Here is a 23,938-nt window from a genome sequence, read left to right as displayed (position 1 = left end):
CGTGGTTTTGAATGTAAAAATCTGGATTTCGATACGTCCAACCTACCTGATCGAAGGGATTCTGGCCAGCAACTGGTTCACCATCAGGCAGTTACAATGACACGGATACCCTCCAGCGAGAGGCTCGCCCGACTCAATGCCGTTTCCGCCGCCGCCAGCTGCTCCCTGAAGAAGCCGATCTCGTCGTCACGGATGGCGGAATTCACCTTTTTCATCGCCTCCAGGCGGCGTATTTCCGGACCAAACACCTCCCTCACCTGGGCCAGTGCCGACTTTCTCAGGGGCTCCAGGTGGGGTTCCGCCAGGTTTTCCGCATGATCAACCATGGTTTCCACCTGGGGGCGAATCTGGGGCACGATGGCCTGGGCGGTGCGCCGGCGAATGTTGGAGCACATGTCATTGAGCCGGTCGTGGGGCAGTGTTGCCGACAGGTTCCGACCGTTGACATCCACCAGCAGGCGCAGCGGCGAAACCGGCAGATAGCGGGATAACTGCAGCGACTCCGGGGCCGGACAGTGCACGGTGAACAGGGCCTCCAGTAACAGGGTTCCCGGTGGCAGGGCCTTGACCGTCATACTGGCCAGAGCCGCCTTGCCGAGCCCGGAACTGGTGACGGACTCCATGACCCCTGTTACCAGCGGATGCTCCCAGCTCATGAACGCCATGTCTTCGCGCTCTAGCGCCTGTTGCCGGCTCCAGGTGACGGTCAGGCCGTCTTCCGGCATTTCCGTCACATGTCCCGCCTGGTACTGCTCCCCCGGACGTAACACATCCGCATGTTCGGAGTGGTCTTCCACATCCACACCCAGGATGTCGCAGGCATCCATCATGTAGTCCCGGACCTGCGCCGATTCTTCCTCCGTCTCGATCTGGCTGATCAGGGCGTGGGCAACCTCCGGCCGGCAGGAATTGAGCTCGATCAGGGCGTCGCGACCGTTGCGCAGCAGAATGCGCAGGCGTTCAGCCTCGCTTTTAGACGCCTCCAGCAGCGCCGGCAGCTGATCGATCTGACCGTCAATGGCAGCCTGCCACTGCCCGGCAACAAGGTCATGAACAGCAACGCCAACGGAACAGCTCTCACTGAACGCGTTGAGGCCTTCGTCAAACCAGCGGTACTGGACTTCCTGCGTGGTTCCCTGCAGGTAGGGTATGTGTATGTCGATGGTCTCGGTCTGGCCGATGCGATCGAGCCGCCCGATCCGCTGTTCCAGCAAATCCGGATTGGCAGGCAGGTCAAACAGAATCAGATGATGGGCAAACTGGAAATTGCGGCCTTCACTGCCGATCTCCGAACAGATCAGTGCCTGGGCCCCCTGCTCGGTGTCGGAGAAGTAGGCAGCCGCCCGGTCCCGCTCGATCAGGCTCAGATGTTCATGGAAGGCGGCACTGCGAATACCGGCCCGCAACTGCAGGTAGTGCTCCAGGGCCATGGCGGTGGCGGCGTGGGCACAGATGACCACCACCTTGGCCGGTTTCAGGCCAGCCAGGGTCTTTTCCAGCCAGGCGACGCGGGGGTCTTCCGCCAGCCACTGCTCCTCGTCCACCACCGTTTCCGGGGTCAGTCCGGCAATACCCCGGTCAATCCCGCCTTCCCGATAGAGTTCAGGACAAGGCAAGGCGGTCGGTAGCGGATGACGCTCGGGAAAACCCTTGATCGCCGCCCGGGTGTTACGAAACAGCACCCGGCCAGTGCCGTGGCGGTCCAGCAGGGCGTCAATCACTGCCTGTTCCGGCTCGTGAGCACCCATCAGGGCGTCCAGCTCATCCCCCAGCCAATCCCTGAGGGCTTTGCGATCTTCGTCGGAGATCCCCTTTATTCCCAGGTCTCGAATCCGGGACACCACCCGGTTGATGATTTCATACTGCTGCTCTTCTTCCCGGAAAGCCTCCAGATCATGAAAGCGCGCCGGGTCCAGCAATCGCAGACGGGCAAAGTGGCTGGCGACGCCCACCTGCTCCGGCGTTGCCGTTAACAGCAGCAAACCATTGCTGGCTGCTGCAAGCTGCTCCACCAGCCGGTACTCCGGGCTGGCTGCCTCCGGGCTCCAGGCCAGGTGGTGGGCCTCATCCACCACCATCAGGTCCCATCCCGCGGCCCTGGCGTCCGCCTGGGCCTGCTCACTGGACATCAGGAAATCCAGGCTGCACAGCGCCAGCTGCTCGCTTTCAAAGGGGTTCTCATCGGCGTCCGCCAGGTCTTCATCTTCTTCGTCCGACAACCCGGCAAAGTCCTCCATGGCCTCATAACGCCCGCGGTCAATGATGGAGAAGCGCAGGTTGAAGCGACGCAGCATTTCCACCAGCCACTGGTGCACCAGCGAATCCGGCACCACGACAAGCACCCGGCGCGCACGGCTGGTGTGCAGTTGATAGTGGAGAATCAGGCCAGCCTCAATGGTCTTGCCCAGGCCCACTTCGTCTGCCAACAGCACCCGCGGCGCATACCGTGTCGCTACCTCATGGGCGATGTAGATCTGGTGCGGCAGGTGCTGGGTGCGCGCGCCGATCAGGCCCTGGGCGGACGATGCCCGCAGCCGGTCCTGATGCTGTGCCGTTGCCATACGCAGACGAAACGCGCCATTGCGGTCAAACTGGCCTGCGAACAGGCGCTGGTGGGGCGCCGAAAAATCCACCAGGCTGCTGAGTTTCACCTCGGAAATCTCGGCCAGATTGTCGCTGCCGTCATCGGCGTAATACATCAGCACGCCGCCGATATCGTCAACCGCCCGGACGGTGTAGCGCTTGCCATCAAAGGTCTCGATATCCTCACCGATCTGGTAGATGATTCTCGATAGCGGGGCATTGTCGATGGCGTAGGTGCGTTCCTCATCGGCGGCCGGAAAACCCAGCGTCACGCGGCGGCCGGAAATATCCGTGACAATACCGAGGCCCAGCGCGGTATCACTGTGACTGACCCAGCGCTGGCCGATTACAAATTCCGATGTATCCAAGAAACCTCCGAGGGATTCAGCTGACTTTAGCGGTTTGTACGTCTTTATTCGACGGCCCGTTCTCTCGCACCCAGTAGGCGGTTGCCCCGCAAACCGCTGCCGGCACCACCACCAGGTTCAATACCGGCACCATGGCCGCCAGGGCTACCGGCAGCCCGAACCCCAGAGCCGAGAGGCGGGTATCTCCCAACAGATGGCGCAGTGCGGGAAAACTGACCCGATGATTATCGGCCGGATAGTCCACGTACTGCAGCGCCATCATCCAGCAATTGAAAGCAAACCACAGCACCGCTGCCACCAGATTCACCACCGGGATAATGCCGATGATAAAAAGACCGATGGCTCTGGGCAGGTAGTAAATGATTTTCTGCACTTCGCGCCACAGCGCGCGGGGAATGTCCTTGATAATCAGGCTCCAGCTATCATCGGTGCTGACCTCCTGACCGGTCAGGTGTTTTTCGGTCAGTTCCGACAGATAGCCATAAAAGGGAGAGCCGATCAGGTTGGCCACGATTACAAATCCGTAGGCCAGCATCAGCAGAATCACGGCACCGTAAAGAATCCAGAACAGCCAGTCGAGGCTTTGCAGCCAGGCCCATTCAGGCAACCAGCCCATGGCGGTCGCGATCATCCCGGAGAAGAGTTCTGCCAGAAAGTAGAACAACAGGCCAAATAACAGGACATTGATAACCAGAGGAATAACAACAAACAGTCTCAACCCGGGCTGCCGAATCAGCCGGAACCCTTCGCCAAGGTAACCCAGGCCGCGGAAAAAATTACCTTTTAGCATACCTCGCAGCACCTCAGCTTCAATGACAGTGACCGGCCGCAAAGCATATCATGTTGCAAACTCCACCACAGCCCGACGGTGTACATGGCCTTTCTGACACAACGCATCCGGCTTCTGCTTGATTACCAGCCCATCTGGCGGGCAATGCTGGTCATTTCCGCAGCGGCCATCCTCTATCTGGCAACCACCAGCGAACCCTATCCCATCCCTTCGTCAGACAACGACAAAATGAATCACGTGCTGGCCTTTCTGCAACTGACCATTGTCACTCGCCTGGCATGGCCAGGGCTCAGCCGGTTATGGATTGCCGCCGGCCTGATCACCTTCGGGGTGACGATTGAAGTCGTCCAGGCCCAGCTGCCCTACCGCACTTTCGCCGTTGCCGACATTGTCGCCGATGCTGCAGGCATTGCTGCCGGGCTGCTGCCATGCCCGAATTTTATCAAACCCGGCAGGAGCGCCGGCGGATCAGGCATCAATTCTGATCAGTTCCGGTGAGGCACCAGTACCGGATGTGAGACATACACCCGAATCTTTGTGCGATATCTCTTACACGCCCGTAGGACCTTGCTGCGCTATAGCGTGCGTTTACCCGAAAAAATTGACAGTGCAAACACCAGGCGGCTGATTTTGCAAGGTTTATGGAATCACCACCGAAAACTCGATGCGCCCGGCGCGGACATTTCACACATCTGTAAGATTTCGAGGGGTATAGTGATTACATCAAGGACGAAAGGGAAAAGGACGACGCACTGGACGCACCCCGGCAATCAGGATGCAGGGAGAGGCAAGGACACAGGGACGCCTCGCTTAAAGGATAATTAATCGGATCGCCGGCTCGGATGCTGGCACCAGGGACTGGCAAGAGAAACGGCAGCGGGATGGTTGCCAACAGCGCAGGGAAGCGACGCCTGTTCCGAAAGAGGGTAGCCGAGAGGTTATCCTCTTTTTTTGCGTGTTTGTTTATCCGCCCGCCCCTGTTTCTGCCCGATAAATCCGTACCCGGTTGAATTCCTCGAATTCCTGCAGATCCGGCCAGGTACGGGCCTCGACCACCGCCTGCTGCCGGTACCGGTCATCCCCCAGTTCCCGCATCCGCGAATCAGCCAGCAGCACCCGGGGCGCCATCCGCGGGAAATCGGACAAAAGGGGGCGGTTTTCCGGGTCGTACAGCACGTCCGCTGCCGTCACCACGCCTATTCCCTCTGGGCGCGTATTCCAGTCACGACACAGGTCAATATGCACGCCATTGAGCCTGGCATTGGCTGCGGCGGCATCCAGCGCTGCCGGGTCAATGTCACAGGCAATGGCCGCACGTGCCCCTGCCATGGCAGCGGCAATCGCAACAATGCCCGACCCCGAGCCAAAATCGAGCACGGTCTCGCCCCTTACCAGATGCGGATTGTCGAGAATGAAAGCCGCAAGCACCTGGCCACTGGCCCAACAAAATGACCAGTAGGCAGGTGCGGCCACCACGGCCTGGGCTTCGTCATGACTGACCGGCCCTTCCAGGACCGCCGGATCGAACAGATACAGGGAAATATCAGGGCACCCGGCGGGGGCAGTGGCTGCCACCCGGCCGCGACTCAGGGTTTTCTCGAGGTGGTGATTCAGAATGCTGGGGGTCAAGGGTTACTCCTGGGCAAAGGGCTGGCGAGCAAAAACTCGACACGTCCGTTATACTGCGGCCTCATTTCCAGCACAAACTGAAATCTGCCATGCCGTCCAGACCCGACACCAGCGACTACCTTTCCCTGTTTCTGAACGACATTCCGCTGATGGATGTGCGGGCACCGGTAGAGTTCAGCAAGGGCAGTTTTCCGGGCGCCATCAATGCGCCGCTGATGAACGATGAGGAACGCCACCGGGTCGGTATCTGTTACAAGGAAAAGGGCCAGGATGAAGCCATAAGGCTCGGCCATCAACTGGTTTCCGATGATATCAAAGCGCATCGCATTGAAGCCTGGCGGCGATTCACGGCAGAGCATCCGCACGGCTATCTGTTCTGCTTTCGGGGTGGCCTGCGTTCGCGGCTGAGCCAACAATGGATCCGCGAGGCAGGTATCGACTACCCCCTGGTCACCGGCGGCTACAAGGCCATGCGGCGCTTCCTCATTGACAGCCTGGAAGCACTCATTGACTCCTCTGAGTTTGTCATACTCAGCGGCCGCACCGGCACCGGCAAAACCCGCGTGCTCCACCAGCTGCCCAACCCGGTGGACCTGGAAGGAGTGGCCAATCACCGGGGTTCCAGCTTCGGCCGCCAGGTCACGCCGCAACCCTCACAGATCGATTTCGAAAACCGTCTGGCCGTTGCCATGCTCAAGGCCCATCACCACGTTGGCGGGCCAGTATACCTGGAAGACGAAAGCAGGCTGGTGGGCCGCTGTGCCCTGCCGGAAAGCCTCCGCGCTCGAATGGCGGAGGCTCCCCTGATGGTTCTTGACCAGCCTGTTGAGGAACGGATCCGGATTATCCGTGAGGACTATGTTGACCAGATGGCAGCAGACTATGCTGCCCGCGACGGCGAAGAGGCCGGTTGGCTCAACTTCCGCGACTACCTGCTCAGTGCCCTGGACCGGATCCGCAAGCGCCTGGGTGGAGAGCGCCACAGCCAGCTGCGGCGGATGATGGAGAGCGCCCTGGACCTACAGCAGCAGTCAGGAGATGTCAGCGCCCATCACCCTTGGATCCAGGCGCTGCTGGAGAACTACTACGACCCCATGTACGACTACCAGCTGGACCAGAAACAGGGCCGAATCGTGATGCAGGGACGGCCGGAAACGATTATCGACTGGGCCAGGGAACGGTCTTGAACGTAACCCGCTTGCAGGCAGATCAGTGCTCAGGCTACATGTACGCCGCAAACCTCTGTTATAACAAACGACAGGCAAAACACTGCTTTTAACAACATCCGTCAAGGAGCCGCTGAATGGAAGATCTTCTGGGAGAGAACATAAACGTCACAGAGCTGCTGGATCAGGCCTTATCCCTGGTCATAACCTATACCCCGAAACTCATGCTGGCCATCGTTACATTGGTGATTGGCCTCTGGCTGATTAACCGGTTCATCGGGGTTCTTGATAAAAAACTGGGCGCTAAAGACCCTACCCTGAACAAGTTTTTATGTGGCCTGATAAGCGCCATCTTCAAGGTCATGCTGTTGATCTCGGTCGCCTCCATGATCGGTATCGCAACCACTTCCTTTATCGCCGTGATCGGTGCTGCAGGCCTGGCCATTGGCCTGGCGCTCCAGGGCAGCCTTGCCAACTTCGCCGGGGGTGTACTGATCCTGATTTTCAAACCGTTCAAGGTAGGCGACACCATTGAGGCACAGGGCTTTCTGGGTGCCGTCGCGGAAATCCAGATTCTCTATACCGTGGTAAACACCTTCGACAACCGCCGTATCGTGATCCCCAACGGCAGCCTGTCCAACGCCACCCTGGTGAACGTGAGTATCTACGAGAAGCGTCGCTGCGATATGACTTTCGGCATCCACTACAACGACGACATCGACAAGGCCAAGGCGATTCTCCAGCGCCTGTTCGACGAGGACGAACGCTCCCTGAAAGATCCGGAACCACGGATCTGTGTCGGCAGCCTTGGCGACAACTCGGTCAACCTCATGTTCCGTGCCTGGGTGGCCACTGACGACCTCTGGCCATACTACTGGGATATGCATGAAAAGGTGAAAAAAGCGTTCGATGCCGAGGGCATTACCATTCCCTTCCCCCAGCGGGATGTGCATGTCTACAAAGCCGAGTGAGGGGTATCCCGACAACACAATCCGTAACTCGCATTCTGTATAACCTCAACTAAGCTGACCAATAATGGCGGGGCGCGTGCAACAGCGACGCCCCGCCAGGCCATCGGAGCCGGCGGATGCACAAACCCCGGCTCCAGCATCGCTGTCATTGCTGGTAGGAGACTGTCACTATGCCGGTTCAGCAGTTGAAGGAATATCTCGACCAGGCAGGCGTGGAGTACATGTGCCTGTCCCATCCCACTGCATTCACCGCCCAGCAACTCGCCCATCATGTCAAAATCGCCGGTGACCGGGTGGTCAAAACAGTCATCATTGAACTGGATGGCAAAATGGCCATGCTGGTGATGCCGGCCACCTGGCGCATTCACTGGGACCGGTTAGGTCAGATCCTTGATACCGACTTTATCGATTTGGCGGACGAACAGGAATTCCAGCACCACTTCCCGGACTGCGAAGTCGGCGCTATGCCACCGTTCGGCAACCTTTTCGGCATGTCCGTGTACTGCGCCGAAGCCCTGACCCGGCAACCGGAGCTGGCCTTTGCGGCCGGCACGCATACTGAATCCATCCATATGAAAACCGACGACTTCCTCAACCTGGTGCGCCCCATTGTTCTGGAACAGGGATTTGTCAGACCGGGCGCCCGCAGACCGGCCTGGCTCAAAGGCCGTGCCCGCAGGGCAGAGTCGCTGACCGACAGTCACGCCGCAAATCTGGCGGGCTTCTGACAGCACTAACCGGTGCCGGCTTGATCCGGGACGCTTGTCTGAACTCGCCCATCGCGTAAACTGGGCGTATCAGACAGGAACCCGTTATGACCCAAGCCTTTGATGTTGTTATTGTTGGTGCCGGCATGGTCGGTGCTGCCCTCGCCGCCGGGCTGGGCCGCAGCGGCTTCCGCGTTGGCCTTGTGGATCAGGGCGCAGCACCGTCCTTTGATGCCGCTCAGCCTCCTAATATCCGGGTATCAGCCTTGAGTGCAGGCAGTGAACGCTACCTTGCCGACCTGGGGGCCTGGCCCGACATCCTTGCCATGCATGCCACCCCCTATACCCGCCTGGCCGTATGGGACGAAACAGACCACCCATTGAGCAGCCTCCTGCCCCGCAAGATCGCCGAGGTGGTTTTTGACGCCCACAGCCTGTCCGCCAGCCATCTGGGCCATATCGTGGAAAACCGCGTTACCCAACAGGCGCTCTGGGCCTGTGCGGAAAGCCAACCATCAGTTAGCCTGTTTGCCGGCCTTGCCGTCACCAGTCTTGACAATGGGCGTGACGGGGCGAGCGTCACCCTGGACGACGGCACGGAACTGACCGGCCAGCTGGTGGTCGGCGCAGACGGTGCCAATTCCGGTGTCCGCGACCTGGCCGGCATCGGCGTCACCCGCGACCAGTACCAGCAGCAGGCCATGGTGGTCTCCGCGCGCTACCAGGGGCCGGTTCAGGACATCACCTGGCAGGGCTTCTACCCCAGCGGCCCTCGTGCCTTCCTGCCATTGCATGCCGCCGGCAATGGCGAAAGCTGGGCCTCGCTGGTGTGGTACGACTCGCCGAAAGAACTGTCACGGCTTAAATCACTGGACAACAGGGCATTGATATCGGAAATCCAGAGGGCTTTCCCACCGGAGCTGCCACCACTGACTCATATTGACGCCAGGGCCAGCTTCCCCATCGCCCGTCAGCACGCGAAAACCTACGTAAACAACCGCGTCGTGCTGATTGGCGACGCCGCCCACACCATCAATCCACTGGCAGGCCAGGGTGTGAACCTGGGCTTTCAGGACGCCCGCTGCCTGCAGTCAGTGCTCCGCGAGGCCAGGCGCGCCGGCAGTGACCTGGCCAACCCCGATCGGCTGAAGCAATACGAACAGCAGCGCCGCCCTGCCAACCGCCGCATGATGCTCGCCATGGATGTGTTCTACCACCTGTTCAGCAACCGCACACCGCCCCTTCACCTGCTGCGAAACCTGGGCCTGGGCGCGGCAAAGGCCATGCCGTTTGCCAGAAACCGGGTGGCCAAATACGCTATGGGTATCGACGACGAACTGCCCCCGGTGATCCGCCGACTGGCGGGACTATTACCGGGACTCAGGCAGCTTTGAAACGGCTTTTCTGCCATTTATTCAACAAAAGGGACCCACCATGTCGGAGACTATCTTCACCAAGATCATCAATCGCGAAATTCCGGCGGATATCGTCTATGAAGACGACATCAGCCTGGCCTTCAATGACATCAACCCGCAGGCGCCAGTGCATCTGCTGATTATCCCGAAGAAGGAAATCGCAACGATCAACGATATCCAGGAAGGCGACCGCGAACTGGTCGGTCATCTGTACTGGGTTGCGAGCAAACTGGCGAAGGAAATGGGCTTTGCGGACGATGGCTATCGTACAGTTATGAACTGCGGCGAAAATTCAGGGCAGACAGTCTTCCATATCCATCTGCACCTGCTGGCCGGCAAACCCATGGGCTGGCCGCCGTATACTGACAAGAAGAAACAGGCCTGAGAGAAAAGGTAAGGGCGCTGAATCAGCGCCCAACCACCTTTTCGGCTTCTTCGACCGGCGTATGCCGCACGTCCTCGCCCTTGACCATGAAAATCACATTCTCGGCGATGTTGCAGGCATGATCTCCCACCCGTTCCAGGGCACGGAGAATCCACATCACCGACATGCAGCGGGAGATATTGCGGGTATCTTCCATCATGAAGGTCAGCAACGTTCGCGTAGCGGCCTGGTATTCCTCATCCACCCGCTTGTCTTCCCGCATGATCCGCAGCGCCTGCTCCGCATCCAGACGGGCGAAGGCGTCCAGGGCATCATGCAGCATGGCCAGGACGTGATTGCCGATATGGCGCACTTCCACGTAACCGCGAGGGGCCTGGCCCTCTTCTGACAGCTTGATGGCGAACTTGGCGATTTTCTTGGCTTCGTCACCGACACGCTCCAGATCCGAAACCATCTTGATGACCGAAACCACCAGTCGCAGGTCACGCGCCGTGGGCTGGCGACGGGCGAGTATCAGTGTTGCTTCCTCGTCGAGATCCATTTCCATCTGGTCGACTTTCTTGTCCGTGGCACGGACCTCGTCTGCCAGGTTGCTGTCGTTGTCAACCAATGCATGAATCGCCCGGTCAACCTGGGATTCCACCAGACCACCCATCTTGAGGAATTCGGTCTTCAGCGCCATCATTTCGTCATTGAACTGATGCGAAATATGATCGCCGTAAACATCGTCCTTTTTATCTGGCATAACTCTATTCTCCAGTGTTCAACCGTACCGGGGTTAACCAAAACGGCCGGTGATATAGGATTCCGTGAGCTGATGCTCCGGCGAGGTAAACACCTTGTTGGTCTCGTTCACTTCAACCAGGTGCCCCAGGTGAAAATACGCGGTGCGATTGGACACCCTCGCCGCCTGTTGCATGGAGTGGGTGACGATCACGATAGTATAGCTCTCGGACATGTCCGCGATCAGTTCCTCGACCCTTGCGGTAGCAATCGGGTCCAGCGCTGAACAGGGCTCATCCATCAGGATCACTTCCGGGCTGACCGCGATGGCACGGGCGATACAAAGACGCTGCTGCTGGCCTCCGGACATACCGGTAGCAACGGCGTCGAGGCGATCCTTTGCTTCTTCCCACAACCCGGCCTTGCGGAGGCTGTTTTCGACAATCTCGTCCAGCTCTGACTTGCGGTTGGCCAGCCCATGTATTTTCGGACCATAAGCCACATTGTCATAGATTGACTTTGGAAAGGGATTCGGCTTCTGGAAAACCATGCCTACCCGGGCCCGCAACTCGACCACGTCCCGTTTCGAACTGTAGATATCTTCGTCGTCCAGCATCAACTGGCCCTTGACACGACAGATGTCGATGCTGTCATTCATGCGATTGAGACACCGCAGGAAAGTCGACTTGCCGCAGCCGGAGGGGCCGATAAACGAAATGACTTCGTTCCGGCCAATGTCCAGGCTGATATCCTTGATCGCACGGTCATTACCATAGGAAACGCTGACGTTACGCAGCTTGAACTTGGGATCCTGGGCAAACGGTTTACCGACTGTCTTGCCCTCTTCAATTACCGTAGCCTCTGGTTTGTCCTCCGGCACAGGAACAGCCTTACTCTGGCCTCCAACCTTCGTTTCCCCGGAAATGCCCGGATTCATCGTATTCATATCGTTCTCCTTACCAGCGACGCTCAAGCCGCTTGCGCAGCCATATCGCCAGTGCGTTCATACTGATCATGAAAGTGAGCAGCACCATGATTCCGGCGGATGCCAATTCTACAAACCCCTGTTCGGAGGCGCTTGCCCAAAGATAGATCTGTACCGGCAGTACAGTGGCAGAATCGAAAAAGCCGTCTGGCACATCCACGATGAAGGCCACCATGCCAATCAATAGCAACGGGGCTGTCTCCCCCAGCGCCTGGGCCATACCGATAATGGAACCGGTCAGCATGCCGGGCATCGCCAGGGGTATCACATGATGCATCACCACCTGCATCTTGGAGGCGCCGACACCCTCGGCCGCTTCACGTATCGAGGGAGGCACACTCTTGATGGCCGCGCGGCTGGAGATAATGATGGTCGGTAACGTCATCAGTGCCAGCACCATGCCGCCCACCACCGGCACCGAGCGCGGCATGCCGAACAGACCAATAAAAACCGCGAGACCCAGCAGGCCGAAGATGATCGATGGCACGGCGGCCAGATTATTGATGTTGACCTCGATAAAATCGGTAATCTTGTTCTGGGGCGCAAATTCCTCAAGGTAAACCGCTGCCGCGATACCCACGGGAAACGCAATCGCCAGCGTGACCAGCATCGTCAGCAAAGAACCAACAATGGCGCCAAGAATACCCGCATTCGACGGTTCCCTTGAGTCACCACGACTGAAAAGCACATCGTTAAAGCTGGTATCGATAACGCCCTTCTCCACCAGCTCGTCTACCCATTCCTGCTGCTGCTCGGAAAGCTTGATGGAGTAGCTGGGGTCATCTGCGTGCTTGACGTAGGTCGAGACCCGGTCGTGTGCCAGAAACTCCATGGTTTGCGTGGTGCCCAGAAAATCCGGATTGTTTTCAAGCAGATTACGAACCTCGCTCGCTGCGTAGTTGCCAACCAGACGTCCCAGCTCCCGCCTCTCGGCCGCACTGTCGGCTTCTGGAACATGCTCCTGAAGTGCGGCAATGATCGGCGCAACGAAATCCGCCATCGACAGCTGATCCTCGTCTCTGGGGTCATCCAGGTACATCATTTCCGAATCGAGCGTCACATCCAGCGTGATGGTGGTCTTTATGAACCCTGAGTGTCCCTTGTTGATAATGTCCGCAAAGAGAACAAACAGAGAGCCGAGGGCAATGAATATCGCCAGCATCCCGTAAAGCCGGAACCGACGCTCCTTGCGATAGCGACGCTTCAGGGAGTTGCGGACAATCTCCGCCTGAGTAGTCTGATCACTCATACTGTTCCCTATATTTCCGTACGATCTTGAGTGCAACAACGTTGAGCAGCAGCGTCACGATAAACAGCAGCATGCCCAGGGCGAAGGCCGAGAGTGTCTTGGCGCTGTCAAATTCCTGGTCACCCACCAGCAGTGTTGCGATCTGCACCGTCACTGTCGTTACCGACTCCAGCGGATTGGCCGTCAGATTGGCTGCCAGACCTGCCGCCATCACCACAATCATGGTTTCGCCGATGGCACGGGATGCCGCCAGCAGGATGCCACCGATGATGCCCGGCAGAGCTGCCGGAAAAATCACCTTCTTCATGGTTTCCGACTGTGTCGCGCCCAGGGCCAACGAGCCATCCCGCATAGTCTGGGGGACGGCATTAATCACATCGTCTGACAGCGATGACACGAACGGCACAATCATGATACCCATGACCAGGCCGGCGGCCAGAGCGCTCTGGGAAGAGGCCTCCAGTCCAACCATTTCAGCAACATCACGAATGAACGGAGCCACGGTCAACGCGGCAAAAAAACCGTAAACCACGGTGGGAATCCCCGCCAGCATCTCCAGCACCGGCTTCGCCGTTGAGCGCACGCGCCTGCTAGCGTATTCAGACAGGTAGATGGCAGACAGCAGACCCACGGGCACCGCAACCAGCAGCGCAATGGCGGAAATCAACAGGGTACCGGTAAACAACGGGATAACACCGAAGGCGCCCTCAGAACCCACCTGATCGGCGCGCAGTGCGGTCTGGGGGCTCCAGCTGGTACTGAACAGAAACTCTGATATTGGCACCCGGTTGAAGAACCGCACCGTTTCAAAAATCACTGAAAACACAATGCCCGCAGTCGTCAGCACCGCCAGTGCCGCACACACGAAAAAGATGCGGCGCAGGGTAGTCTCTACGTTTAGTCTGGCGTTGACGTGAGGCGAAACGCGAGTCCAGGCAAACGTTGCGCCCCCGACGGCAACAAGCAGAACCAGAGCGGCTTTGAAGTTTTCACTCCGACTTTCCATTGCTTCAAGTACCGACGCGGCTGCGACGATATGATCCGGCACAAACTCAGGATTGAGCTTGCCCGCTGCAACGTTGCTGATCTGGGAGAGAATCAGGCTGGCCTGACCAGGGGATTCCGGCCACGACTCGGGGGGCAAAGTGGCAATCACAATGCCCTGGATGACCTGGCCTTCAAAACCGGCCCAGGCGGCCAGCACAATCAACGCGGGAATCGCACACCAGAGTGCCGCGCGCGCCGCGTAGTAGAAAGGAAGAGCCTTGAGATTCCGGATACCGCCGAGGGGCGCTGCCACAGCCCGGGATCGCATGTACGCGAGGCCATAGGCAATCAAGGCAAGAACAAGAACCAGGGGCAGAAGATTGGCCGTCTGCATATCAGTCTCTGTATTAATGGCTTTGAGTTAGCTGGGCGTCTATTTTGCCAGTTAGCCGGACGAAAATATTCATACAAGTGTAACAAAGGGAACGCGGACCTGATGGCCCGCGTTCCCTGTTCGTCATCCTTGACGCCTACTGGGCGAGCCTTACAGTTCGTTACCAGTCATCGGTTCCAGATCTTTTACCCGCTTGGCCGTTGCCATACGCTGTTCGCGCGGGAGCGGGATAAGACCCACATCGGCCAGGTAACCATTGTCGCCCCAGGCGCTTTCGCTGGTAAACTCGGCGATGTATTCCTCAATTCCCGGAACCACACCCACGTGAGCGTTCTTGACGTAGAACCACAGTGAACGGGCAACCGGATATTTATCGCTGGAGATATTTTCCGGAGTCGGCTCTACGCCATCAATGGTGACCGCCTGGATCTGACCGCTGTTTTCCATCAGAAAGCTGTAACCGAAGATGCCCAGAGTGTCTGGGTCTTGGGCCAGACGCTGTACAATCAGGTTGTCGTTTTCGCCGGCTTCGACGAACGGACCGTCCTCACGCATGCTGTGACACACACTCTTGAACTTGTTCTCGTTCTCGTCTTCCATCTGCGCAATCATGTCGAACTGTTTGCAGCCACCTTCCATAGCAAGCTCAACGAAAGCATCACGGGTGCCTGACGTCGGAGGCGGACCCATAACGCTGATTTCCTGATCCGGCAGGTCAGAGTCGATCTCGTTCCAGTTCATGTAAGGGTTAGCAATCAGCTCGTCACCACCATCCGGGTCCGGTACTTGTTTTGCCAGGGCCAGGAACACCTGCTCCAGACTCAGGTTCCACTGGTCCGCTTCACTGGAGTGAGCGATAACAATACCGTCGGCACCAATGCGCACCTCGGTGATTTTCTCAACGCCGTTTTCCTGACACATGTCGAACTCGGACTTCTTCATACGACGGGAAGCGTTGGTGATGTCCGGATGCTGGGTGCCAACACCTTCACAGAACAGCTGCAAACCACCGCCGGAGCCGGTGGACTCAAGCTTGGGAGTCGGGAAATCGGTGTTACGACCAAAACGCTCGGCAACCACAGTGGCGAACGGATAAACAGTTGATGAACCGACGATATTGATGGTGTCGCGAGCCATGGCAGGGGTTGATACGGCAGCGATGCTACCAGCCAGTGCCACGGTTGTAAGGGCTGTTTTTAGTTTGATCACGTTGAATCTCCATTTGTCACTTTGACTTTTATGTCGGGTTTGCTTCACCGATGTGTGAACAATAAAGGCGTTCTGTGACAACTTTGTTACAACAACTGCAATATGGAACAGGACCTTCAATTTTTCTTGCAGACGCTGCGCAGGCCGCTACCATGCGGGAACTAAAACAATTCCGGACTGAAAAGGTTATACCCATGACGGCGCTCGATGACGACAAGCCCATGCCCCGGGGCGAACTGGTAATCCAGGTAATACCCCTGCCTTCCGACACCAACCCGAACGGCGACGTCTTTGCCGGCTGGCTGGTCAAACAGATGGACATGGCGGCTGCCACCATGGCGGGCCGCATTTCCCAGGGACGTAATGCCACCGTTGCCATGGACCGCATGGAGTTTCTCTCTCCGCTTCGGGTGGGATCCCAGGTCGGCTGTTACGGTGAGCTGGTAGAGGTAGGCCGCAGCTCAATGAAAATCAACATTGAAGTCTGGACCCTGGACCGAACTGCAAAAACCCCCCGCAAGGTGACTGAAGGGCTCTTTATCTATGTCGCCATTGACGAACACGGCCGTATTCGTGAGGTGCCTGCACAAGATAATTGAAGTACTGAATCTGGATAAAAAGAGCGCCGGAACATTCAGCGCTTTCCGTCATCCCGCCCGGCACTGATAGCTTAGCTGATGGCGGCGTGACAGCAGACGCTGCCAGAGCCATCCAACACCACATCACAACGCAGCGCCAAAGCCTCCCGCAGGCGATGACTGTCGGTCAACGCGTTGCGGGCGACACGGAACAGCCAGGCCCGGGGATCCTGCAGGTCACAGAAGTTCTCTCCCTCCCGCATGGCTTTGAAGAACACATCCTGCAGAACATCCTCAGCCATCGCAGGCTCTTTCATCTGGCCGATCAGGAAACCATAAAGCTCTGTCTGATGGCTGTGCCAGGCCCGCAATACACACTCAAATGCCATAGTCCGGCCTCCACCTTACTTCTCTTGCCATCATAAACGATGCCCGCCCCCCGATAACGAGGCTTCCTGCCGGAAGCCCCCGCGATTCCAGCCATCAAAAGTATCTTCATTTACGACACCACCGAGATCCTCTTGCTGCTTAAGGTCACGCCAATCTGTTCCTGTTCCAGCATTCTCCTGTTTCTGGGTTTTACCAGGGCCGGCACCCCGGTGGTTACAAACATGGCTTCCCGCTCACATTACCCATCATCAACGAGCTGACGGCGGTCATGATTTGGAGTCTGCTAGGATGAAAAAGTGACAGACCCGGCAAAGATCAGGGAGTATCGGATGATGCCCACCACGACCGTGGCGATATCGAGTTAATTGCGGTAATCAGATAAAGGTTCTTTCATGAACGATTCGAATTCTAACAGTGCACGTAAAACCGGCGAGCCGGAGACCCAGAAAGCGCCTGAGGTTCCTCAGGTCAGCAACGCCGAACAACTTCTGGTTGTTGGCGGCTTCAACCTGATCCAGAAGCTGGTGCTGATTCTGACTGGGCTGATGACCCTGGGGGCCGCCGGAATGGAAATTTTCGGCATCTACGAAAGGGGAGTCATCACCCTCGCAGATATTCTGATGATGTTTCTGTACACCGAGGTGGTTTCGATGGTGGTGGTGTCTTACACCGGGCGGGGCCTGCCGTATATCTATCCGATTTTTATTGCTATTACCGCTCTGGCCAGGCTTATCGTGCTGCAAAGCAAAGAGATGAATCCACAGAACATCCTGTACGAAGCCGGTGCAATCGTGCTGCTGGCGATCGCAGCCATCGTGATTATGCGCCTGCCCCGGCAATAATGGGCTCCAGCCGCAGGCGTACACCCACCACCAGCACAGGAGATTACAGTGGTACTGGAAGTAACGCTTCTTACTGTTTTTATCGCTGCACTGATTACCGCCTTAACCACGGGTCTGGGTGCCATACCACTGGCTTTCAGCAAAAAGGTGGGCAAAAAATGGCTCAGCGTCGGTGCTGCCATGGCCGCTGGCCTGATGCTTGCTGCCAGTCATAGTCTGACTGAAGAAGGCATCGCGAAACAGGAATGGCTCGCCCTCGCAGGCATGGTGACCGGGCTGATCCTGGTGTATCTCGCTTACCAGTGGATTGAGAAGCAGGGAGCGCCAGACGTCAGTGAGCTGGATAGTGCCGACGCCAAGAAAGCGCTCATGATCGTCGGGGTCATGACCGCACACTCTTTTGCGGAGGGCATCGGCGTTGGTGTGTCCTATGGTGGCAGCACGGAGCTTGGCGTATTCATTACCGCCGCGATAGCGGTGCATAATATTCCGGAGGGCCTGGCGATTGCCCTGATTCTTGTGCCACGGGGGATGTCGGTCATGAAGGCCGCCGGCTGGAGCATTTTCAGCAGCCTGCCCCAGCCACTGGTGGCCGTACCTGCGTTCATGTTTGTGAACACTTTCAAACCGATACTTCCCTTTGGGCTAGGCCTGGCTGCCGGGGCGATGATCTGGATGGTATTCGCAGAACTTCTGCCGGACGCCAACAGAAAACTGGAACCGGCGACCGTCGGCGCGATTGTGGTTCTTGCCTTCCTGGGCATGATGGTTTTCCAGGTTTCCATTCACTGACAGGTTCTGGTCGCCCCCCCCCTTGTGTCTGGCGCTTCCAGCCACTATTCGGGGACGGCACGGCACTTGCCAGCGACATCTCTTGCCGGCAGCAGCATCGACAGCATGGCTGCCGTGGCCACAAAGCCGGCGGATATCCACAGGCACGCCTCCAGGCCATAGGCCTGATAAACCCATCCTGAGAGGATGGTGCCAAGAAGCCGGCCGGCGGCGTTGGACATGTAATAGAAACCCACATCAAGGGATACCCCATCCCCCCGCGCATAGCTGACGATCAGATAGCTGTGCAGAGAGGAGTTGATGGCGAAAAGCACGCCGAAAAGCAGTAAGCCCCCAATCAACACGATCTGCGGCGGCCAGGCCATGGTCAGACCTGCTGCAATAGCGGCGGGGATCAGTGCCAGGGCAGCGGCCCAGAGCACCGCTGGCAGCTTTCCCTGCATACTGCCGGTGATGCGCGGCGCAATGGTCTGGATAAAGCCGTACCCGATTACCCATGTCGCCATGAAGCCGCCCACTTGCCAGAAATCCCATCCGAATACCGTGTGCAGGTATACCGGCAGGGCTACCACAAACCACACATCCCGGGCGCCGAACAGGAACATTCTTGCCGCGGACAGCACGTTGATGGCGCGGCTCTTCGACAGGATCTCACTGAACTTGGGTCTGGCCTTGCTCTTGCCCAGCTCCTGCTTCAGCAGAAACAGGCTTGCCAGCCAGACCAGGGCGAGAGCAACGGCCATGATGATGACTGCACTTGTGAAGCCGGCGGCAACCAGCAGCACGCCACCAAGGAAGAAACCGACGCCCTTGAGGGTGTTCTTGGAGCCGGTAAGGATCGCCACCCACTTGTACAGGGTTCCCTGCTGTTCATCCGGCACCAGCAGCTTGATACCACTCTTGGCGGACATCTTGTTCAGGTCCTTGGCAACGCCGGACATGGCCTGTGCCGCCATCACCCAGGGTACGGTTAGCATCGCCGCCGGCACTGCCAGCATGGCCAGGGCAATGATCTGCAGGAACAGCCCGATGTTCATGGTGCGGTTCAGTCCCATGCGGGCGCCCAGGTAACCACCCACCAGGTTGGTCACCACCCCGAAGAACTCGTAGAAGATAAACAACAGGGCAATTGCCAGAGGCGAATAGCCTAGCTGGTGGAAGTGCAGAACCACCAGCATCCGCAGGGCCCCATCCGTCAGGGTGAAGGCCCAGTAATTGCCGGTGATGACCAGGTACTGTCGGATGGCGGCGGTCATGTCAGGCAGAACCTACCCGGCGTGCCAGTTCAACGGTGCGATTGGCATAGCCCCACTCGTTGTCGTACCAGGCGTAGATTTTCACCTGTGTGCCATTGATCACCAGGGTGGACAGGGCATCGACGATGGAGGAACGCGGGTCGGTCTTGTAGTCGATGGAAACCAGCGGGCGTTCTTCATAGCCCATAATGTCTTTCAGTTCGCCCTCGGCTGCTTCTTTCAAAAGCTTGTTCACTGTGTCGCGGTCCGTGGGTGTCTCTACTTCAAAAACGCAATCGGTCAGAGAAGCGTTGGTCAATGGCACTCGCACCGCGTGGCCATCCAGCCGTCCTTTCAGTTCCGGGAAGATTTCTATAATCGCCGTCGCAGAGCCGGTGCTGGTCGGGATCAGTGAACTCCCACAGGCCCGGGCGCGACGCAGGTCTTTGTGGGGTGCGTCAAGGATGGTCTGGGTGTTGGTGAGGCTGTGGATAGTGGTGATGGAGCCGTGTCTGATGCCCAGTTTTTCGTGAATGACTTTGACCACCGGCGCCAGGCAGTTGGTGGTGCAGGAGGCGGCGGTAATAATACGGTCGTTGGCCGGGTCGAAAATATCGTCGTTTACGCCAACCACGATGTTCTTGGCACCGGCTTCTTTTACCGGTGCAGTAACAACCACACGCTTCACGCCCTGGTCCAGATAGCCTTGTAGTACTTCTACTGTCTTCATTTTTCCACTGGCTTCTATGACCAGATCACAGCCGGACCAGTCAGTCTCTCCAATGGTCTTGTTGCGGGCCACGCGAATGCGCTGATCACCGATAATCATGGTGTCCCCGTCCGCGGTGGCTTCCTGGCTCCAGGGGCCATGGACGCTATCAAAGTTCAACAGGTGCGCCAGCGTACCTGCGTCAGCACCCGGATCGTTGATGGCAACAAACTCCATCTCTGGCCATCCCCAGGCCGCCCGCAGGGCCAGGCGGCCAATACGACCAAATCCGTTTATTCCTACCTTGATCTTGCTCATCTCATCTGCTCCTGAAAAAATCTTCACGCTGCCCCATCAAACGGGCTTCACAGCAAACCTGCACCAGGTCGGTCGGTCATGGCACGCAGCCTCTGCGTCTGCTGTTTTACCAGCGTGGTGTTACTGTCCGAAGTCTCATCCAGCACCCTGATCAGCCACTTCGGCATCTGTGGATGGAGAAAATAGTAGCTCCACTGGCCCTGGCGCTCCGTCTCCAGTAGCCCCGCTTCCTTGAGGTTCGCCAGATGCCGGCTGACTTTCGGCTGGGACGAATCAAGCGCGGTGGTCAGTTCATAAACGCAGAGTTTTTTCTGGTCGCGAATCAGCATCATTATGGCCAGCCGCAACTCATCCCCCAGAGCCCGAAAAACAGCAACCGGATTGTATTGCGGTGGCTTCATGCCGGTTTCTTTCTGATGCACCAGCGTAAAAAGCCCGATACGATCCCTCAATTGCTTGAGCGTAAGCGCGAAGGTCGCGTGCCGCCCACTCGACACCGGATCGGGGAAATCCCAGGCAATCTGCTGGGCCGGTTCACACACGGTTCCGCACTCTCTGGACGCTTTTTCACACAAGGTAATCACATAATCCCAGTTCTCATCCTGAAGCTCTGCCAGTTTTTTACTGTGTAAGCCCTCCACGGGTATGCCGGACTCCTGTAAAACCTGCAACGCCATGGGATGCGGCTGATCGGGTTCGGTACCGGCGCTTGCTACCTCAAACTGATCCCCGGCCATGTCTTTCAGCAGGGCCTCAGCCATCAGGGACCGGGCGCTGTTGGCAGTACAGACGAACAAAACGCGACGCTTCATATTCGTTTATCCGTATATATTTATATGTGGATATCTACATTTTCGTATATTAGAATGCTGCAGTGACAAAGTAAACCCTCGACTGATCGAAAATCGCCCTCGGCGGAGGAAACCAATTCGCATGTATCTTTTCGGCAGGTTATTCGTCATCGGGGCAGCTATGCTTTGAAACTCAATCCGGATTCATGAATTCTGCGAGGTGATACAGGAGTGTTATGAGCCATCCAGACCTTCCAAACATCGACAGGACGCTGTTTTCCGCGCCAACGGCTGACACCGTCTTCGCCGACCAGCCTTCGACACACCCGCCCCGCATCCTCCTGCTCTACGGCTCTCTTCGCGCACGCTCGTTCAGCCGGCTGGTGGTAGAGGAAGCCGCCCGGTTGCTGGAAGCCATGGGCGCCGAAACCCGGGTTTTCAATCCGCGGGGGCTGCCGCTGGCGGATGCCGAGGAGGCCACCCACCCGAAAGTCCGGGAACTGCGGGAACTGGCGCAGTGGTCGGAGGGTATGGTGTGGTGTTCGCCGGAACGCCATGGGGCCATGACCGGCATCATGAAGACCCAGATTGACTGGATTCCCCTGTCCATTGGTGGCATGCGTCCGACCCAGGGCAAGACCCTGGCGGTGATGCAGGTGTGTGGTGGCTCCCAGTCATTCAACGCAGTGAACCAGTTGCGGGTGCTGGGCCGCTGGATGCGGATGGTGACGATTCCCAACCAGTCGTCGGTGCCCAAGGCGTTCACCGAGTTTGACGATGACGACCGAATGCTGCCATCGCCCTATTACAACCGCATCGTGGACGTAATGGAGGAGCTGATGAAATTCACCCTGCTGATAAGAGATCGCAGCGACTATCTGACGGACCGCTATTCCGAGCGGGTAGAGAGTGCCGAAGACGTCTCGAAGCGCGTCAATCAGCGATCCATGTGAGAGGCAAGTAATGAACCGCAATACAGACGTCACTACCGAGGTGGACACCAACGAAGGCATGGATCTTTTCGGCAGGTACCTGTCGGTCTGGGTGGCGCTGGCCATTGTCGCCGGCGTGGCTCTGGGGCAGCTGGCGCCCGTAGTGCCCGAGACCCTGTCCCGCTTTGAATACGCCCAGGTCTCCATTCCCATTGCCATCCTGATCTGGGCCATGATCTTTCCGATGATGGCCCAGATAGATTTCAGTGCTATCGTGGATGTGAGAAAAGAACCGAAGGGGTTGGCCATCACTACCATCGTGAACTGGTTGATCAAACCCTTCACCATGTTCGCCATTGCCTGGTTCTTCCTGATGGTGGTGTTCGAGCCGTTTATTGCACCGCAACTGGCCAGCGAATATCTGGCCGGTGCCATTCTGCTGGGTGCCGCCCCCTGCACCGCCATGGTGTTTGTCTGGAGCTACCTCACCCGGGGAGATCCTGCCTATACCCTGGTGCAGGTGTCACTGAACGACATCATCATGCTGTTTGCGTTCGCCCCCATCGTGGTGTTCCTGCTGGGCATTTCCAACATCCAGGTGCCCTGGAATACGGTCATCCTGTCGGTTGTGCTGTATATCGTCATCCCCCTGACCGCCGGCTACCTGACCCGACGCACCCTGATCGCCCGCCACGGGCAACGCTGGTACGACGAGGTGTTCATGAAGCGCCTCAGCCCGGTCACGCCAGCTGCGCTGATCGTCACCCTGGTGCTGCTGTTCGCCTTCCAGGGCGAAGTGATTCTGCAAAATCCGTTTCATATTGCGCTGATTGCCGTACCGCTGATCGTTCAGACCTTCCTGATTTTCTTTCTGGCCTACGGCTGGGCCAGATTATGGAAGGTGCGCCACTGCATCGCTGCTCCCGGCGCCATGATTGGTGCCAGTAATTTTTTCGAGCTGGCGGTGGCAGCGGCGATTGCCCTGTTCGGCCTGCAGTCAGGCGCCGCTCTGGCGGCGGTGGTTGGTGTGCTGGTGGAAGTGCCATTGATGCTGATGCTGGTGCGGATTGCCAACAGCACCCGGGACCGGTTCCCGGCCTGAGTTGACCAGCATCAATAAATCTTGAGATCTACCCGGGAGCCACTGGAGGAAGTTGCAGGCCTGATCTAGATTTGTACAAGTTTTATACAAAACTTGTGGCCCAAGGGCAGTTTTCTCAGGGTCCAGATAACAAGAGAGGGAGAGTGCAATGAAGCTTTCAAGGAGGAAATTCCTCGCCTTTACCGGTACAACCGCGGCCGGCTCCGCCGCCCTTGGTGGCAACTTGCTACTCAACCCGGCCCATGCCTCCGAAGGCAGCCAGCAGCCGGGAAGAGTGATGCTGGACTACCCGAAAACCACCATCAGCAAGGCTGGCGACCTGAAGGTCGGCCAGCCGGTGTCCTTCACCTATCCGGATAATTCCTCTCCCTGCACCCTGGTCAAAACTGGCCGCGAGACTCAGGGGGGTATCGGTCCGGACGGCGATATCGTCGCCTACAGCATTCTCTGCACGCACATGGGCTGCCCGGTTTCCTATTCATCGGAAGAGCGCACTTTCAAATGCCCCTGCCATTTCAGCGTTTTCGACTCCGAGCTCAATGGACAGATGGTGTCTGGTCAGGCCACGGAGAACCTGCCCCGAATTCTTCTGAACTACAGGGATTCGGATGATTCCATCGAGGCTGTTGGCGTGGAGGGCCTGATCTACGGCCGCCAGGCCAATATTCTGCCGAGCGCCTGAGGAGGG

Annotated in this window: 24 protein-coding genes; 12 read left to right on the top strand and 12 right to left on the bottom strand. The window is 57.8% G+C overall.

Translation table 11 applies throughout. The features are described from left to right. Window positions 1-83 precede the first annotated feature (83 nt). Together rapA and cysZ are read right to left on the bottom strand one after the other, a co-directional pair. Entirely contained in the window at window positions 84-2,951 is a 2,868-nt protein-coding gene (gene rapA / locus DIT71_RS00670) for an RNA polymerase-associated protein RapA (RefSeq protein ID WP_114611279.1), read from the bottom strand. Window positions 2,952-2,967: 16 nt separating this feature from the next. After that, window positions 2,968-3,741, bottom strand: coding sequence for a sulfate transporter CysZ (cysZ, locus tag DIT71_RS00665; RefSeq protein ID WP_114611763.1), 774 nt, complete (start codon window positions 3,739-3,741; stop codon window positions 2,968-2,970). Between the two features lie 84 nt (window positions 3,742-3,825). Here cysZ and DIT71_RS00660 point away from each other — a divergent pair, with 84 nt between their 5' ends. Next, window positions 3,826-4,239: a VanZ family protein gene (locus DIT71_RS00660; RefSeq protein ID WP_114611278.1), complete on the top strand. Its 414-nt coding sequence runs from the start codon at window positions 3,826-3,828 to the stop codon at window positions 4,237-4,239. 465 nt (window positions 4,240-4,704) lie between these two features. On the opposite strand, the gene DIT71_RS00655 is transcribed toward DIT71_RS00660, so the two are convergent. Next, window positions 4,705-5,370, bottom strand: coding sequence for a 50S ribosomal protein L11 methyltransferase (locus DIT71_RS00655; RefSeq protein ID WP_114611277.1), 666 nt, complete (start codon window positions 5,368-5,370; stop codon window positions 4,705-4,707). 89 nt (window positions 5,371-5,459) lie between these two features. Between DIT71_RS00655 and mnmH the strand changes: the two genes are divergently transcribed. From mnmH to DIT71_RS00630, 5 genes are all read left to right on the top strand, one after another. Then, window positions 5,460-6,557 carry a tRNA 2-selenouridine(34) synthase MnmH gene (gene mnmH / locus DIT71_RS00650; protein WP_114611276.1) on the top strand — a complete coding sequence of 366 codons (1,098 nt, stop codon included), beginning with the start codon at window positions 5,460-5,462 and terminating at the stop codon, window positions 6,555-6,557. A gap of 116 nt (window positions 6,558-6,673) precedes the next feature. Continuing rightward, on the top strand, window positions 6,674-7,507 hold the full coding sequence (locus DIT71_RS00645; protein WP_114611275.1) for a mechanosensitive ion channel family protein: 834 nt from the start codon (window positions 6,674-6,676) through the stop codon (window positions 7,505-7,507). 170 nt (window positions 7,508-7,677) lie between these two features. Beyond that, window positions 7,678-8,235 carry an aminoacyl-tRNA deacylase gene (locus tag DIT71_RS00640; RefSeq protein WP_114611274.1) on the top strand — a complete coding sequence of 186 codons (558 nt, stop codon included), beginning with the start codon at window positions 7,678-7,680 and terminating at the stop codon, window positions 8,233-8,235. Between the two features lie 86 nt (window positions 8,236-8,321). Continuing rightward, the gene (locus tag DIT71_RS00635; RefSeq protein WP_114611273.1) at window positions 8,322-9,608 is read left to right on the top strand and encodes an FAD-dependent monooxygenase; all 1,287 of its coding nucleotides are present in this window, start codon (window positions 8,322-8,324) and stop codon (window positions 9,606-9,608) included. 40 nt (window positions 9,609-9,648) lie between these two features. Next, window positions 9,649-10,014: a histidine triad nucleotide-binding protein gene (locus DIT71_RS00630; protein ID WP_114611272.1), complete on the top strand. Its 366-nt coding sequence runs from the start codon at window positions 9,649-9,651 to the stop codon at window positions 10,012-10,014. A gap of 22 nt (window positions 10,015-10,036) precedes the next feature. Here the strand turns inward: DIT71_RS00630 and phoU are convergent, their stop codons facing one another. The 5 genes from phoU to DIT71_RS00605 all read right to left on the bottom strand — a co-directional run bounded on the left by phoU (window position 10,037) and on the right by DIT71_RS00605 (window position 15,561). Further along, window positions 10,037-10,759, bottom strand: a complete 723-nt coding sequence (phoU, locus tag DIT71_RS00625; RefSeq protein ID WP_114611271.1) for a phosphate signaling complex protein PhoU — start codon at window positions 10,757-10,759, stop codon at window positions 10,037-10,039. A 33-nt stretch (window positions 10,760-10,792) separates the two neighbouring features. Further along, window positions 10,793-11,683: a phosphate ABC transporter ATP-binding protein PstB gene (gene pstB, locus DIT71_RS00620; protein WP_114611270.1), complete on the bottom strand. Its 891-nt coding sequence runs from the start codon at window positions 11,681-11,683 to the stop codon at window positions 10,793-10,795. Between the two features lie 10 nt (window positions 11,684-11,693). Further along, window positions 11,694-12,971 carry a phosphate ABC transporter permease PstA gene (gene pstA, locus DIT71_RS00615; protein ID WP_114611269.1) on the bottom strand — a complete coding sequence of 426 codons (1,278 nt, stop codon included), beginning with the start codon at window positions 12,969-12,971 and terminating at the stop codon, window positions 11,694-11,696. Then, window positions 12,964-14,352, bottom strand: coding sequence for a phosphate ABC transporter permease subunit PstC (pstC, locus tag DIT71_RS00610; protein ID WP_114611268.1), 1,389 nt, complete (start codon window positions 14,350-14,352; stop codon window positions 12,964-12,966). The genes pstA and pstC overlap by 8 nt, the downstream gene beginning before the upstream one ends. 150 nt (window positions 14,353-14,502) lie before the next feature. After that, complete coding sequence (locus tag DIT71_RS00605) at window positions 14,503-15,561, bottom strand: substrate-binding domain-containing protein (RefSeq protein ID WP_114611267.1); 1,059 nt, start codon at window positions 15,559-15,561, stop codon at window positions 14,503-14,505. A gap of 194 nt (window positions 15,562-15,755) precedes the next feature. Here DIT71_RS00605 and DIT71_RS00600 point away from each other — a divergent pair, with 194 nt between their 5' ends. Further along, window positions 15,756-16,160 (top strand): acyl-CoA thioesterase, encoded by a 405-nt coding sequence (locus DIT71_RS00600; protein ID WP_114611266.1) that lies wholly within the window; start codon window positions 15,756-15,758, stop codon window positions 16,158-16,160. A 71-nt stretch (window positions 16,161-16,231) separates the two neighbouring features. Here DIT71_RS00600 and DIT71_RS00595 read toward each other — a convergent pair whose 3' ends face one another. Then, window positions 16,232-16,528 (bottom strand): RNA polymerase sigma factor, encoded by a 297-nt coding sequence (locus DIT71_RS00595; RefSeq protein ID WP_114611265.1) that lies wholly within the window; start codon window positions 16,526-16,528, stop codon window positions 16,232-16,234. A 393-nt stretch (window positions 16,529-16,921) separates the two neighbouring features. Between DIT71_RS00595 and DIT71_RS00590 the strand changes: the two genes are divergently transcribed. Next, window positions 16,922-17,371, top strand: coding sequence for a phosphate-starvation-inducible protein PsiE (locus tag DIT71_RS00590; RefSeq protein ID WP_114611264.1), 450 nt, complete (start codon window positions 16,922-16,924; stop codon window positions 17,369-17,371). Window positions 17,372-17,419: 48 nt separating this feature from the next. Next, entirely contained in the window at window positions 17,420-18,163 is a 744-nt protein-coding gene (locus tag DIT71_RS00585; protein WP_114611263.1) for a ZIP family metal transporter, read from the top strand. Between the two features lie 44 nt (window positions 18,164-18,207). Here the strand turns inward: DIT71_RS00585 and arsJ are convergent, their stop codons facing one another. Genes arsJ through DIT71_RS00570 form a run of 3 tightly spaced genes read right to left on the bottom strand, consistent with a single transcriptional unit; the run spans window position 18,208 to window position 21,237 of the window. Then, a complete protein-coding gene (gene arsJ / locus DIT71_RS00580) occupies window positions 18,208-19,419 on the bottom strand; it encodes an organoarsenical effux MFS transporter ArsJ (protein ID WP_114611262.1) in 1,212 nt (403 codons plus the stop codon). 1 nt (window position 19,420) lies between these two features. Further along, entirely contained in the window at window positions 19,421-20,425 is a 1,005-nt protein-coding gene (locus tag DIT71_RS00575) for an ArsJ-associated glyceraldehyde-3-phosphate dehydrogenase (RefSeq protein WP_114611261.1), read from the bottom strand. A 47-nt stretch (window positions 20,426-20,472) separates the two neighbouring features. Beyond that, window positions 20,473-21,237: a metalloregulator ArsR/SmtB family transcription factor gene (locus DIT71_RS00570; RefSeq protein ID WP_114611260.1), complete on the bottom strand. Its 765-nt coding sequence runs from the start codon at window positions 21,235-21,237 to the stop codon at window positions 20,473-20,475. A gap of 215 nt (window positions 21,238-21,452) precedes the next feature. Here DIT71_RS00570 and arsH point away from each other — a divergent pair, with 215 nt between their 5' ends. The 3 genes from arsH (at window position 21,453) to DIT71_RS00555 (ending at window position 23,932) form a co-directional block, all read left to right on the top strand. Beyond that, window positions 21,453-22,169: an arsenical resistance protein ArsH gene (gene arsH, locus DIT71_RS00565; protein WP_114611259.1), complete on the top strand. Its 717-nt coding sequence runs from the start codon at window positions 21,453-21,455 to the stop codon at window positions 22,167-22,169. A gap of 10 nt (window positions 22,170-22,179) precedes the next feature. Further along, the gene (gene arsB, locus DIT71_RS00560; protein WP_114611258.1) at window positions 22,180-23,250 is read left to right on the top strand and encodes an ACR3 family arsenite efflux transporter; all 1,071 of its coding nucleotides are present in this window, start codon (window positions 22,180-22,182) and stop codon (window positions 23,248-23,250) included. A 148-nt stretch (window positions 23,251-23,398) separates the two neighbouring features. Next, window positions 23,399-23,932 carry an arsenate reductase (azurin) small subunit gene (locus tag DIT71_RS00555; RefSeq protein WP_114611257.1) on the top strand — a complete coding sequence of 178 codons (534 nt, stop codon included), beginning with the start codon at window positions 23,399-23,401 and terminating at the stop codon, window positions 23,930-23,932. The last annotated feature ends 6 nt before the right edge of the window (window positions 23,933-23,938 follow it).

The organism is Marinobacter vulgaris, assembly GCF_003344045.1.
GTDB lineage: Bacteria > Pseudomonadota > Gammaproteobacteria > Pseudomonadales > Oleiphilaceae > Marinobacter > Marinobacter vulgaris.
Note: the sequence above shows the minus strand (reverse complement) of the source record. Positions and strands in the feature narration are given on the sequence as shown.

Coding starts and splice junctions, on each gene's coding strand:
- cysZ (WP_114611763.1), bottom strand. CDS start 3,741: ATGCTAAAAGGTAATTTTTTCCGCGGCCTGGGTTACCTTGGCGAAGGG.
- DIT71_RS00660 (WP_114611278.1), top strand. CDS start 3,826: ATGGCCTTTCTGACACAACGCATCCGGCTTCTGCTTGATTACCAGCCC.
- mnmH (WP_114611276.1), top strand. CDS start 5,460: ATGCCGTCCAGACCCGACACCAGCGACTACCTTTCCCTGTTTCTGAAC.
- DIT71_RS00645 (WP_114611275.1), top strand. CDS start 6,674: ATGGAAGATCTTCTGGGAGAGAACATAAACGTCACAGAGCTGCTGGAT.
- DIT71_RS00640 (WP_114611274.1), top strand. CDS start 7,678: ATGCCGGTTCAGCAGTTGAAGGAATATCTCGACCAGGCAGGCGTGGAG.
- DIT71_RS00635 (WP_114611273.1), top strand. CDS start 8,322: ATGACCCAAGCCTTTGATGTTGTTATTGTTGGTGCCGGCATGGTCGGT.
- DIT71_RS00630 (WP_114611272.1), top strand. CDS start 9,649: ATGTCGGAGACTATCTTCACCAAGATCATCAATCGCGAAATTCCGGCG.
- phoU (WP_114611271.1), bottom strand. CDS start 10,759: ATGCCAGATAAAAAGGACGATGTTTACGGCGATCATATTTCGCATCAG.
- pstB (WP_114611270.1), bottom strand. CDS start 11,683: ATGAATACGATGAATCCGGGCATTTCCGGGGAAACGAAGGTTGGAGGC.
- pstA (WP_114611269.1), bottom strand. CDS start 12,971: ATGAGTGATCAGACTACTCAGGCGGAGATTGTCCGCAACTCCCTGAAG.
- pstC (WP_114611268.1), bottom strand. CDS start 14,352: ATGCAGACGGCCAATCTTCTGCCCCTGGTTCTTGTTCTTGCCTTGATT.
- DIT71_RS00600 (WP_114611266.1), top strand. CDS start 15,756: ATGACGGCGCTCGATGACGACAAGCCCATGCCCCGGGGCGAACTGGTA.
- DIT71_RS00595 (WP_114611265.1), bottom strand. CDS start 16,528: ATGGCATTTGAGTGTGTATTGCGGGCCTGGCACAGCCATCAGACAGAG.
- DIT71_RS00590 (WP_114611264.1), top strand. CDS start 16,922: ATGAACGATTCGAATTCTAACAGTGCACGTAAAACCGGCGAGCCGGAG.
- arsJ (WP_114611262.1), bottom strand. CDS start 19,419: ATGACCGCCGCCATCCGACAGTACCTGGTCATCACCGGCAATTACTGG.
- DIT71_RS00575 (WP_114611261.1), bottom strand. CDS start 20,425: ATGAGCAAGATCAAGGTAGGAATAAACGGATTTGGTCGTATTGGCCGC.
- DIT71_RS00570 (WP_114611260.1), bottom strand. CDS start 21,237: ATGAAGCGTCGCGTTTTGTTCGTCTGTACTGCCAACAGCGCCCGGTCC.
- arsH (WP_114611259.1), top strand. CDS start 21,453: ATGAGCCATCCAGACCTTCCAAACATCGACAGGACGCTGTTTTCCGCG.
- arsB (WP_114611258.1), top strand. CDS start 22,180: ATGAACCGCAATACAGACGTCACTACCGAGGTGGACACCAACGAAGGC.
- DIT71_RS00555 (WP_114611257.1), top strand. CDS start 23,399: ATGAAGCTTTCAAGGAGGAAATTCCTCGCCTTTACCGGTACAACCGCG.